The 11,248-nt window shown below is 64.1% G+C and carries 12 protein-coding genes and 3 pseudogenes; 4 read left to right on the top strand and 11 right to left on the bottom strand.

Going from position 1 to position 11,248, the window contains the following annotated elements:
• From AC1DFE_RS14035 to AC1DFE_RS14020, 4 genes are all read left to right on the top strand, one after another.
• Positions 1-222 (top strand): integrase core domain-containing protein (locus AC1DFE_RS14035; protein WP_476906477.1); only part of this gene is annotated, 222 nt, incomplete at its 5' end.
• Between the two features lie 16 nt (positions 223-238).
• A complete protein-coding gene (locus AC1DFE_RS14030; protein ID WP_476906484.1) occupies positions 239-751 on the top strand; it encodes a hypothetical protein in 513 nt (170 codons plus the stop codon).
• Positions 699-1,208, top strand: a complete 510-nt coding sequence (locus tag AC1DFE_RS14025) for a carboxymuconolactone decarboxylase family protein (RefSeq protein WP_476906476.1) — start codon at positions 699-701, stop codon at positions 1,206-1,208. The genes AC1DFE_RS14030 and AC1DFE_RS14025 overlap by 53 nt, the downstream gene beginning before the upstream one ends.
• Positions 1,120-1,707 (top strand): TetR/AcrR family transcriptional regulator, encoded by a 588-nt coding sequence (locus AC1DFE_RS14020; RefSeq protein ID WP_476906483.1) that lies wholly within the window; start codon positions 1,120-1,122, stop codon positions 1,705-1,707. Before AC1DFE_RS14025 ends, AC1DFE_RS14020 begins: the two co-directional genes overlap by 89 nt.
• 145 nt (positions 1,708-1,852) lie before the next feature.
• Here AC1DFE_RS14020 and AC1DFE_RS14015 read toward each other — a convergent pair.
• The 11 genes and pseudogenes from AC1DFE_RS14015 to AC1DFE_RS13965 all read right to left on the bottom strand — a co-directional run bounded on the left by AC1DFE_RS14015 (position 1,853) and on the right by AC1DFE_RS13965 (position 11,230).
• Positions 1,853-2,253: pseudogene (locus AC1DFE_RS14015) on the bottom strand (cupin domain-containing protein).
• Positions 2,254-2,263: 10 nt separating this feature from the next.
• The gene (locus AC1DFE_RS14010) at positions 2,264-2,596 is read right to left on the bottom strand and encodes a carboxymuconolactone decarboxylase family protein (protein WP_476906475.1); all 333 of its coding nucleotides are present in this window, start codon (positions 2,594-2,596) and stop codon (positions 2,264-2,266) included.
• Positions 2,597-2,639: 43 nt separating this feature from the next.
• A complete protein-coding gene (locus AC1DFE_RS14005) occupies positions 2,640-3,692 on the bottom strand; it encodes a cation:proton antiporter domain-containing protein (RefSeq protein ID WP_476906474.1) in 1,053 nt (350 codons plus the stop codon).
• On the bottom strand, positions 3,659-4,219 hold the full coding sequence (locus tag AC1DFE_RS14000) for a cation:proton antiporter domain-containing protein (RefSeq protein WP_476906473.1): 561 nt from the start codon (positions 4,217-4,219) through the stop codon (positions 3,659-3,661). The genes AC1DFE_RS14005 and AC1DFE_RS14000 overlap by 34 nt, the downstream gene beginning before the upstream one ends.
• Positions 4,220-4,410: 191 nt before the next feature.
• On the bottom strand, positions 4,411-4,644 hold the full coding sequence (locus tag AC1DFE_RS13995) for a nuclear transport factor 2 family protein (RefSeq protein WP_476906472.1): 234 nt from the start codon (positions 4,642-4,644) through the stop codon (positions 4,411-4,413).
• Positions 4,641-5,670: pseudogene (locus tag AC1DFE_RS13990) on the bottom strand (aldo/keto reductase). Before AC1DFE_RS13990 ends, AC1DFE_RS13995 begins: the two are co-directional and overlap by 4 nt.
• 35 nt (positions 5,671-5,705) lie before the next feature.
• Entirely contained in the window at positions 5,706-6,587 is an 882-nt protein-coding gene (locus AC1DFE_RS13985) for an aldo/keto reductase (protein ID WP_476906482.1), read from the bottom strand.
• Positions 6,588-6,606: 19 nt separating this feature from the next.
• Positions 6,607-7,623: pseudogene (locus AC1DFE_RS13980) on the bottom strand (zinc-binding dehydrogenase).
• Positions 7,624-7,813: 190 nt separating this feature from the next.
• The gene (locus AC1DFE_RS13975) at positions 7,814-8,809 is read right to left on the bottom strand and encodes an aldo/keto reductase (protein ID WP_476906471.1); all 996 of its coding nucleotides are present in this window, start codon (positions 8,807-8,809) and stop codon (positions 7,814-7,816) included.
• A 122-nt stretch (positions 8,810-8,931) separates the two neighbouring features.
• Positions 8,932-10,071, bottom strand: coding sequence for an MFS transporter (locus AC1DFE_RS13970; protein WP_476906481.1), 1,140 nt, complete (start codon positions 10,069-10,071; stop codon positions 8,932-8,934).
• A gap of 595 nt (positions 10,072-10,666) precedes the next feature.
• Positions 10,667-11,230, bottom strand: a complete 564-nt coding sequence (locus AC1DFE_RS13965; RefSeq protein WP_476906470.1) for a dihydrofolate reductase family protein — start codon at positions 11,228-11,230, stop codon at positions 10,667-10,669.
• Positions 11,231-11,248 lie beyond the last annotated feature (18 nt).

Below are 11,248 nucleotides of genomic sequence, written 5' to 3'. Positions count from 1 at the left end.
ACGCACCCGCCCTACAGGCCGCAGACAAACGGCAAAGTTGAGCGATACAACCGCACCATGCTCGATGAATGGGCCTACGCGAAGCCCTATGCGTCAGAAAGCGAGCGTGTTGCCGCATTCGCCGACTGGCTCCATCACTACAATCATCACCGAGGCCACACCTCACTCAAAGGTCAGCCACCAATCAGCCGTGTCACTAACCTCTCAGGTCAATACATCTAGCATTCGCGGACAACTGGTGGACATCGACGAGGCCATTACGGATGCTTCCAAGCTTGAGGCCAAGGAGGAGGGGGAAGCAGCCTACGAAGCGGCCTGGGCGAACTTTCAAAGGAAGACTGACCAACTGAGCCGCGCCACCATGCGCGAACCACTGCTGCCTTTTGGCCACCTACATCGTCGTCCGCCGAGATGCCCGTGTACGCCGGGAAGCCCAAGTCCGGCAAGTGGCGTACACCTCCGAAAGCCATCAAGCCACATATACGCAGCTTTGAACGGCGAAGATGTAGAGATCGGGTACTTTGTGATTAACATGAGCCCAGGGCCGATCTATGACGTAGTGCAGTATAGCCGTGAGAATGGCTCGATCGGGCTCCTCGACTGCAAGGACGTGCTGCTGCCGGGCCAGGAGCATCAGTTTACCGAGGCCGATTACACAGAATTGCCCCGCCGCTCATTCGCTTCCGGGATCTGGGAACATGCGGTTCTCGAGGATGCTCGTCGTTCTCACAGACAGCGTGCTCTTCTCTGACGTTTGGGAATGCAACGAGCTCTCCCCCAGGGACCGCAGTGTCGTCACCGTCGCCAGCCTGATCACAAGCGGCAGCACCGAACAGATCCGCGGACACATAGCCCGGACCCGGGCCAACGGACTGACGGAGATTGAACTCAAAGAGGCGATCATCCATCTGGCCTTCTACGCCGGATGGCCCGCAGCGATCTCAGCCATGGCACTCGCCAAGGAAGTCCTCACCGCCAAACTAAAGCGTTCTGAGACGGCCTACGATGTCGTCCGTGACCGGGCACCTGCCGGGCTGAACCTTCTCTCGGGGCGTAGACTGTTCGCTCATGAAAGCAGGGGAGGTTCCGCACGACATTTCCCTTCCTGGCCCGCCCTCGGTGGCCACGGTCGGTACCGAGGATCGTATTCTCAATACCGCCTACGATCTGTTTTGCCGGCGGGGTCTCCGGGACGTCGGCGTCAATGAATTGATCGAGTCCTCCGGGGTTGCCAAGTCGACGTTCTACCGGCACTTCCCGTCCAAAGACGATCTGGTCCTGGCAGTTCTGGCGCGCCGAGACCAGATCTGGTTCGCGGAGGTCGTGGCTGAGGCTCAGAGCCGCAGTGCAACCCCAGAGGAAGAGCTGCTCATCATCTTTGACGTGTTCGCGGACTGGCTCGGGAACGGCGGATACGAATCCAACTTGTTTATCAAGGTCCTGATGGAAATGGGCCCGGACCACCCTTTGGGCAGGGCCTGCGTGGGCTACATGGCAAGGATCCGAGGACACGCGCAGGCGTTGGCGGAGGAGGCGGGGCTGGAACGTTGCGTCGATTTCGCCCGTGCATGGCACCTCTTGCTAAAGGGCTCGGTCATCTCCGCCATGGAAGGCGACGCCCAGGCCGCCGAACTAGCCCAGTCGATGGCCAAGTCGCCCATCGAGCGTCACCGCCATCGCACACCCGGGGCGGCGGCAGTGGGCTAGAGGGTGGTGTCGTTTGCGGAGGTCGGGGCCGGCACGGTTTCGCGGATGATCGATGCTGAAGTCCCAGGCCGGGCGCACTGTCTCATAACCCATCTGCCCCGAATCCCTAGGGTTATGAGACGTTCCCCGAAGAGATGGGCTGCGGTTAGCGACCGTTGTACTCGTCGTCGTTGATGTGCTCGCCCCAAGTGGTGGTTTTGGAGGGGTCCTCGCCGTTTTGGAGCATGGCGATGTGTTCCATGAAGCAGCCGGGGGCGGCCGCGTGCCAGTGCTCTTCGCCGGGCGGGGTGTAGAGCGTCTGGCCGGGGTGGACTTCGATGATCTTTCCGTCTCGGGTGCCGAAGCGCCCAACACCTTGGGTGACCTCAGGTACTGGCCGTGCTGGTGCGAGTGCCAGGCCGTGCGTGCTCCGGGTGCGAAGCGGACGGTCGCGACGACCATCGTCTGGTCGTCCCCGTGGGGAAGGGCGATCGGGTCAAGCCACACGTCACCGGCAAACTGGGCCGGCGGGTTCTTTGTGGTCGGAACGGTGGGTTCGATGTTCATCATTGCCTCCTTACTTCTTGTCAGCGAAGACTTGCTTGGCGACGCCCATTGCAGACATGCCCCTGGGCCAGCTGGCGTAGAGCGTGACATGGCTGATGGCTTCGATGAGCTCCTCCTGGGTCACACCATTGTCGAGGGCCCGGCCGAGATGGGAACCCAACTGCTCGGTGTTTCCGCCGGCGGTGAGTACAGCTACCGTGATGAGGCTGCGATCGCGGGCGCTCAGTTCGGGCCGGTTCCAGACGTCCTCGAAGAGCATGTCGTCGGTGAGCTCGGCAAGCTTCGGTGCGAAGTCCCCGAACATCTTTTGGCCGCCGCCGACCTGCTTTGGCTGGTCTGCCATGTTGATCCTTCTTTCGGTGTGAACCTTTGGTTGCCTGTTGGCGTTAGTCGTATGTTTCGACGCCGGTGAGGCGTTGTTCTTCGATGTCGAGCCTGGTTTGGATCCGCCGTGCGACGGTGTCATCGACGGTGCCGGCGAGACGCAGCCCGAGGAGCACTTCACGCTTTTTGTCGAGCAGGCCGTGGCGGAGCGTCTGTTCTTCCTGGTGTGATTGCGTGGTGGCGTCCGGATCGGAGCCCTCCCGTAGGGCCTGCAGCACGGACAGATGGGATCGGTATTCGTCTGCGACGCGGTCGTGGACTTCCGCGTTGATCCCGAGTTTGTTCGCGAGGTCGTCAACGGCTAGGACGGCGGCTAAGGAGATGGCCAGTTCGGCCAGGCGCAGTTCTTCCTCCTCGGGCTCATCCGGCAGCTTGGCCCAACGAACCACCGGGTGCAGTAGAGGTCCCTGCACAAGCATGGTCAGCACTATCACGCCGGCACTGATGAAGATGATGTCGTCGCGTCCGGGGAGCGGCTGGCCGTCATTCAGTATCGGTGGCACAGACAGTGCGATCGCCAGGGACACTGCTCCGCGGAAACCTGCGATGGAGCTGACGACGCGGGCACGGTAGGTCATTCTGCGCTTGCGCTGCGAAGGGCGCCGGTCCAGAAGCCGGATGAGGGTGATGCTAAGGGTCTGGAACACGAACCGGATCACGATGAGCGCGACCCACACGGCAACTGTTGACGCCAGAAGGCGACCCACGTTACGGGGCTCAATCTCGTGTACTGCGGCCTGGACCTGAAGGCCGATGAGAACGAACAGGGCTCCGTTGAGCAGGTAGGAGCCCAAGGGCCATGCAGACTCTGTCTGACGGCGGGGCTCTGCCGTGCTGATCCGGTTGGATATGAAGGAGATGATCAGGCCGGCTACAACAACGGCCAGGACTCCTGAGGCTCGAACTGCTTCGGCGAGCAGGAAAGCCGCGAACGGGGTGATCAGCAGTGCGATGTTGGTAATGAGCGGGTCGCGTACCCGGGCCAGGAGCAGATAAGCCGTCCCGGCGACTATCACACCGGCTAGCGCCCCTCCGGCGTAGGAGAGAGCGAACAACCCGGCAATATCGACCGGGTGTAGTTGCCGCCCAGTGTCAGGCCCACGGCGATGGCGTACAACACCAGGGCGGTGCCGTCATTTGTCAGGCTTTCGGCCTTGAGCAGCATGAAGTTCCGGCTCGGAAGCATCCGCCCGAGAGCAGCGACGGCCGTCGCGTCCGGTGGCGCGAGGGCCGCACCGAGGATAAGGGCCGTGTTCCATGGCAGGCCGAGAAGGTGCGCCAAACCGGCAACTGCGAGAGCGGAGACTACGACCAACAGGGTGCTCATGATGACGATGCCGCGCAGGTCCCGGCGGATGGAGCGGAGCGAGGTGGTTAGGCTTTCCCAGAACAGCATGACGGGCAGGAAGATCAACAGCACCGTCTCCGGTGGAAGCTCGATCTGCCGCAGCTGCGGAACGAAGCCAAGGAGAAGGCCGAAAACCAGCAGCAGCAAGGGGGCGGCAACACGGAGCCGCGGAGCCAACACGGCGCCCGCGAGCACGGCCACGCCCAGCAGTACAACGGTCTCCAGGCCCTCCATCAGGTCCTCCTCACTTTTCTTGTCCTCGGATGCAGCGCACCGACACCGTTGTGTGGTGGGTTGTTACCAGGTCGATGCGACCGTTCTTGTGATGACCCATTCCTCGCCTCGAGGCTCGAACCAGGAACGTAGCGTTAGCCGCCACGTGGCCCTCGACCCCCAAATTGTCGCGTCGGTAAGCGTCCGTGCGGTCAGCCGGGCGCGGCCCCCTCCGGACTCGGGGATGCCTCGACTGTCTCCATCCGGTGGTACTGCATCTGGCCGGTTTCGATGGCGTCCAGCCATTCAACCGTGGACTGCACGTAGCCCGTCATGTGGGTGAGCGTGAATTCGTCGGCGAGAACGCTGTCCAGCCCGGCGATATCAGCAGCCACCATCGCATCACACATGGATTCGTAGAGCGCACCCATCAACTTGTCGCTCATGATTGGTGCCGTCGCCGTGCCTTTGCGGTGAGTTCGTGTGCGCCGTAGCTGTTGTCGTCGGGGTTAACGGTGACACCTGGGGCTACGAGCTTGTCGATCCTGTCCAGCACATCAGTGGACAGCGTGATGGCCGCCGCGGGGAGGTAGGACTCCAGCTGCTCCATGGTGCGCGGGCCCACGATGGCTGAGGTGACGCCGGGGTGGTTGATCACGAACGCGATAGCCAGCTCAATGAGCGTCATACCTGATTGTTCGGCGAGCTGGGCGAGTTCTTCGACGATGTCGAGCTTTCGCAGATTGGCCGGGCTCGTCAGGTCGAAGCGGGCGCTCGGGCGGGCACTTGACGTGGGTGCCGAGGCTGAATCCTTGCGCCAGCGGCCGGAGAGCCAGCCACCGCTGAGCGGGCTGTACGTGAGGGTGCCCATTCCGTGCCGTTGCGCCGCGGGAAGGATGTCTTCCTCAATGCCGCGGACCAGGATCGAGTAGGGCGGCTGCTCGGTGACGAACCGCTCCAGGTTCCGCTCCCTCGACACCCACTGGGCTTCGACGATCTGCGATCCCGAGTAGGACGAGGAACCGATGTACCGGACCTTGCCCTGGCGGACCAGGTCGGTGAGCGCGCCGAGGGTTTCCTCGACGTCCGTGTCCGAGCTGGGCCGGTGGACCTGGTAGAGGTCGATTGTAGTCGGTGTTCAGCCGACGCAGCGAGTTCTCCACCTCCCGGATGATCCACCGGCGGGAGCCGCCACGCTGGTTGGGGTCATCCTGGTTCATGGGCATGAAGAACTTGGTGGCGAGGAAGACGTCATCACGTCTGCCTTCCAGCGCCTGCCCGACGATCTCCTCGGATACCCCGCCGGAATAGACGTCAGCGGTGTCGACGAAATTGATCCCTGCATCAAGGGCACGGTGGATGATGCGGATGCTGTCAGCGCGATCCTCGTTACCCCAGGGGCCGAACATCATCGCACCCAGGCACAGGGGACTGACTTTGACTCCGGTGCGGCCAAGCGAGCGGTATTCCATGCTGGTTCCTTCTCTCTGGTCTGGTTCTGCCGTGCTTAGGCTTCGGGGATGGACACATCGAACCACTGGTCGCGGGAGAGGTCCGGGTCCGGGCCGTTGCGCACGCCGGTGTCCAACGCGTCGATGGCCGCAAGCTCGTCCGAGGACAGGTCGAAGTTGAAAACGTCGAAGTTCTCGGCGATGCGTGCCGGGTTGGTCGATTTCGGGATGGCTGAGCGGCCCTGCCGCAGGTGCCAGCGCAGCATGATCTGCGCCGGCGTCTTGCCGTGCGCTTCAGCGATCGCGGCGATGGCGGGGTCCTGCATGACGTTCTTCCGGTCCTCGCCCCAGCCGGGGTACAAGGTGATGCCGCCGATCGGTGACCAGGCCTGGGTGGTGATGCCGTGTTCGGCGTCGGCCGCCCGGACATCCGGTTGGCTGAAGTACGGGTGCAGCTCCACCTGGTTCACGGCCGGGACGACGTCGGTGGCAGCGAGCAGCTGCTTGAGGTGGTGCGGCATGAAGTTGCTGACACCGATGGCCCGCACGCGCCCGTCGGCGAGCAGGGTTTCCAGCGCCTTGTACGCTGCGATGGCCTTCTCGAAGCGGCTCGGCACCGGCTGGTGCAGGATCAGCAGATCCAGGTAGTCCACCCCGAGCTTGCCGGTCGCCTTGTCCCAGGCATGCAGCGTCTGGTCGTAGCCGTAGTCGCTGACCCATACCTTGGTCTCGATGAACACGTCCGACCGGTCGAGCCCGGAGCTGCGGATGCCGTCGCCGACCTCCCGCTCATTTCCGTAGGCGGCGGCAGTGTCAATGTGCCGGTAACCGGCAGCAAGGGCGGCCTCGACCGCGGCCGTTGTTTCTTCCGGCGGGCTTTGGAAGACGCCGAGCCCGATGGCCGGCATGACGACCCCGTTGTTGAGCGTGATGTTCATAGACATGTTGATCCTTTGGTTACGGGCGGACGAGTACTTTAAGTGCTTCGCGGTCGGCCATGGCCTGGTAGCCGGCCGGGACGTCGTCCAGGCCGATGGTGCGGTCGAAGACCTTGCCGGGTTCGATGGTGCCGTCGAGCACGAGGGGCAGCAGCTCCTCGATGTAGGCCCTGGCCGGTGCGACGCCGCCGGTGAGCGTGACGTTGCGCATGAACTCAGCGAACCCGAGCGGAACGTCGGAGAACTGCGGTGCTCCGACGCGGCTGATGATGCCGCCGTCGCGGACGACACCGATCGCCATCTCGATCGCCGGCTTGAGGCCCACGGCTTGAGCACGGCATGGGTTCCGTCGCCGTTGGTGAGTTCCCTGACCTTGGCGATGCCTTCCTCACCGCGTTCGCCCACGACGTCGGTGGCGCCGAATTCGCGGCCGAGGTCCGTGCGGGCCGGGTGGCGGCCCATGAGGATGATGCGCGACGCGCCCATGAGCTTGGCGGAGAGAACCGCTGAGAGTCCCATAGCGCCGTCACCGATCACGGTAACGGTCTGCCCGGGCTCGATGTCGGCCTTCTTGGCCGCGTGGTATCCAGTCGACATGACATCGGACAGGCTCAGCAGTGACGGAATCAGCTTCTCATCGAAGCCGGCGGGCACCACGACAAGGGTGCCCGATGCCTGCGGAACCCGGGCGAATTCGCCCTGGCCGCCCCAGTGGGCGCCGTGGCGGCAGGAGGTCTGCAGTCCTTCCTTGCAGAAATCGCAGGTGCCGTCGGAGGCCACGAAGGGTGCGATGACAAAGTCACCCACGGTCAGGCCGGTCACCTCGGAGCCGAGTTTTTCGACGATGCCTACGAATTCGTGGCCCATCCGGGCGCCTTCGGAGGGTTTCGGGCTTGGAGGCGTAGGGCCACAGGTGGCTGCCGCAGATGCAGCCGGCCAGGATGCGCACGATCGCGTCAGTGGGCTCCTGGATCGTGGGGTTGGGAACGGTTTCGACGCGCACGTCTCCGGCGCCGTACATCAGTGTTGCTCGCATGGTTGGGGTTCCTTAGTGGTTGTTGCCGGCTTCCAGTCAACACCGGTCACGGACCGCTTGGGAGTGCATGTCAGTACCCCCATGAAGTGCAGGTGTGTTGGTTCAGCGGGCGGTCGCGGCGAGAGTCGGGGCTGGCCAATTGTCGGCGCCGCTGGGGTGCCGGCAATTGGCCAGCAGGTTGACCGTGCGGTTAGCGGTCGCGGTCGATGGCGGCGTCCAGCCCTGCCGAAAGCGGTGCGCCGACGAGGTCGAGAGCGGTGAGGGCTTCGTCGATCCGCTGCAGGTCGTTCGCAGTGAGTTCGAGGTCGGCCGCGGGCAGGTTGTCGTCCAGGTGGGTCAGGCGGGTGCCGCCGGGGATCGGAACGACCCACGGTTTCTGGGCCAGGAGCCAGGCCAGTGCCAGTTGCGCCGGGGAGGCGCCCTTTTCGGCGCCGAAATTCTTGAGGAAGTCGACGAGGGCGAAGTTCGCCTCAAGTGCCTCAGGCGTGAAGCGCGGGAAGTCCGCCCGGAGATCATTAGGGTTATCGAACTTCATGTCCCGGGTGATGCCGCCGGTGAGGAATCCCTGTCCGAGCGGACCCCAGGCGACCAGCCCGATCCCCAGCTCTTCGCAGACCCCGAACTTCTTGGTTTCCGGTTCCCGCATCCACAGTGAGTAGTGGTCCTGGATGACGGCGATGGGTTGGACGGCGTGGGCACGACGGATGCTTGTCTCGCTCGCCTCGGACAGGCCAAAGTGGCGTACTTTGCCCTCGGCGATGAGTTCCTTGACGGCGCCTGCGACGTCCTCCATCGGGACGTCCGGATCAACCCGGTGCTGGTACAGCACGTCGATGTGATCGGTGCGCAGCCGGCGCAGCGACGCCTCAACCACGTCCCGAATGTGCCCGGGGCGGCTGTTGAGTCCGACCGTTTCCCCGTCGGCGTTGATGTCGAACCCGAACTTGGTGGCCACTTGAACGCCGTGGCGGATGGGCTGCGGCGCTTCGCCGACGAGTTCTTCGTTGACGTAGGGGCCGTAGCCCTCGGCGGTGTCGAAGAGGGTGACGCCGCGTTCGGCGGCGGACCGGATGACGGCAAGGGCTTCGGTCCGGTCGGTGGCGGGGCCAAGGCCGAAGCTGAGCCCCATGCAGCCGAGGCCGATGGCCGATGTCTCAAGGCCGTCGCCGAGCTTACGTGTTTTCATCGTATTTTTCCTTAGTGTTGTTGAACGCTTGGGTTGAGGGGAATGAAGGGCTTGTCCTTCAGGAGGCAGAAAACGCGGACAAGCTTTTTCCGTGGAGCCCGGGGGATCGGGTCTCAGACGGTTCAGCGGGCGGGCACAGCCTCCGGTGCGGGCACGGTCGACCTTGTTTTCCCGGCTCGCCGGGCCGCGAGATCTGCGGGCAGGACGAGGGCCGCTGTGGTGACCAGGGCGAGGAGAAGGAGGACGCTGCCCGTGGTGAGCGCGGCGGTGACCTGCGCGGCCAGGTGCCCCGCAGCAGGGCCTCCGATGGGGACGGTGGCTGCGGCCGCGACCGCGATGCCGAGCCCCAGGCAGGTACCAATCTGGTGGAAGGTGTTCACCAGGCCCGAAGCCGCGCCAGCGTCGGCCGCAGGGGCACCAAAGATGCCGAACGACGTCAGCGGCGCGAAGGCAAACCCTTGGCCGGCGCCAATGAGGACCATCGGCAGGGCGACTCCGGTCAAGTAGCTGGAGTCGACACCGGCGCGGCTGAGCCAGAACATCCCGGCGAGGGTGATCAGGATACCGGCCAGCAGAGCAACCGAGCCCGGCATCCGCCTGACCAGCGGTGGAATGCTCATCGCGACGGCGAAGTTCACGGCGGTCATGGGCAGGAACCCGATCCCGGCCTGCAGCGGATTGAAGCCAAGGACTTCCTGCATGAACTGGGTGGTGAAGAAGAAGAACCCGATCATCGCACCGAGGTAGAGGAAGCGTGCCACATAGGCGCCAGTGCGGCGGCGGCTCGCGAACAGCCGCAACGGCATGATCGGCTGAGCCGCCTTGCGTTCGATCAGCACGAACAAGACCAGGAGTACGACGCCGGCGCCCACAGCCGTAACGGTGACCGGCGAGATCCAGCCCGCTTCAGCGGTATTGATGATCCCAAATACCAGTGCACCGACGCCGAGGGTCGCAGTCAGCGCCCCGGCAACGTCGAAGCGGCCGCTGGCACGTCCGGTTTCCGGGAGGAATCGGGGAGCAAGCGCGATCATCGCCGCGCCGATGGGTACGTTGACGACGAACCCGGCGCGCCAGGAAATCCAGTGCGCCAGTGCGCCGCCGATGACCAGGCCGAGGCTGGCACCGATCCCGGCGGTCGCACCGTAGAGGGACACCGCCCGGGTGCGCTCACGGCCTTCCGGGAAGCTCGCCATCAGCAGTGACAGGGACGCGGGGGCCACGATCGCAGCCCCGATACCTTGGACCGCGCGGCCGGCGATCGCCCACCAGCCCGCCCGTGTAGGTCAATAACGACCGTTTTTGACCATGGCGCGGCAAGGCCCCATCTTTCGCCCGTAAGTGTGGATCTGACCGCTTCGTGGCGGCATTCTGTGATCGCTCTATGTCGCACCAGCGTCCGTAAGCCGATCCTTGGCCGGGCAGTAGGAATTGTCAGCTGTGCCCAACCACTGTCACCCGTCCGTGCATGACCTAGCAGAGCTCGGGAAATCACGTCGCCGCTAGAGAAGTCACATCAAACGACCGGGCAACGATCCTTCATCTTCATCCCCGGGTATATTGTCGACGGGAACGTACATCGGAGACATCGTGGGGTTTTGGACAAGCTATTGATAGTCGGAGTCGCTGCCCTCATCGCCGGCCACAAGCCGACTGGATCTAGATCAGCCTGATCCTAAGGAAAAAACGCTGGTCTGCTGCACGGATAGGTGACGGCCTTCCGGTAGGGGATCCCTATCCGGACGGATCGTCTGCGGTGAACTACAGGATCCGGCAGGAACGTCACGATCGCCTTGGAACACAGCGCCACGAGATCCTTGGGTGGCCCGAAGCTCGCGCTGATTCGACGTCGGGCACTCAGCTCCTGGTCTCGTACCTGGTAAGGACCACACCGTCGGGAAACGTCCGGGTCTCCACCAGGCTCAGGTTCACCCAGTTGTCCAGGGCTGTGAAGAACGGCGTGCCGCCGCCCACCAGGACCGGATGGGTGACGATCGCGTACTCGTCGATCAGCCCGGCCCGCATGGCCGCCGCGGCGAGTGTGGCACCCCCGATGTCCATGGGGCCGCCGTCGTCGGCCTTGAGCCGGGTGATCTCGGTGACCGCGTCGCCGGTGACCAGGCGGGTATTCCAGTCGACCGTGCTGATCGTCGAGGAGAACACCACCTTCGGCATGTCCCGCCAGCGGCGGGCGAACTCGATCTGCGCCGGTGTGGCGCCAGGCTGCTGGTCGGCGGTCGGCCAGTGCGAGCTCATCGTCTCCCACAGTTTGCGCCCGTACAGCGCCAGGCCCGTCGCCCCCACCCGGTCGGACCACCATTGGAACAGCTCGTCGCTCGGTACGCTCCAGCCGAGGTCGTCGCCGGGCGCGGCGATGTAGCCGTCCAGGCTCAGGTTCATGCCGAAGGTCAGTTTTCGCATGGCGCCAGTCTCCCGTGA

This window comes from Arthrobacter sp. 05T423 (assembly GCF_056396245.1).
This window is presented reverse-complemented; position numbering and strand designations above follow the sequence as displayed.

Bases quoted from the DNA above. Each gene is read 5' to 3' on its own strand.
- AC1DFE_RS14010 (WP_476906475.1), bottom strand. From the start codon at position 2,596: ATGGCAGACCAGCCAAAGCAGGTCGGCGGCGGCCAAAAGATGTTCGGG.
- AC1DFE_RS14000 (WP_476906473.1), bottom strand. From the start codon at position 4,219: ATGGAGGGCCTGGAGACCGTTGTACTGCTGGGCGTGGCCGTGCTCGCG.
- AC1DFE_RS13985 (WP_476906482.1), bottom strand. From the start codon at position 6,587: ATGAACATCACGCTCAACAACGGGGTCGTCATGCCGGCCATCGGGCTC.
- AC1DFE_RS13995 (WP_476906472.1), bottom strand. From the start codon at position 4,644: ATGAGCGACAAGTTGATGGGTGCGCTCTACGAATCCATGTGTGATGCG.
- AC1DFE_RS14025 (WP_476906476.1), top strand. From the start codon at position 699: ATGCGGTTCTCGAGGATGCTCGTCGTTCTCACAGACAGCGTGCTCTTC.
- AC1DFE_RS13965 (WP_476906470.1), bottom strand. From the start codon at position 11,230: ATGCGAAAACTGACCTTCGGCATGAACCTGAGCCTGGACGGCTACATC.
- AC1DFE_RS13975 (WP_476906471.1), bottom strand. From the start codon at position 8,809: ATGAAAACACGTAAGCTCGGCGACGGCCTTGAGACATCGGCCATCGGC.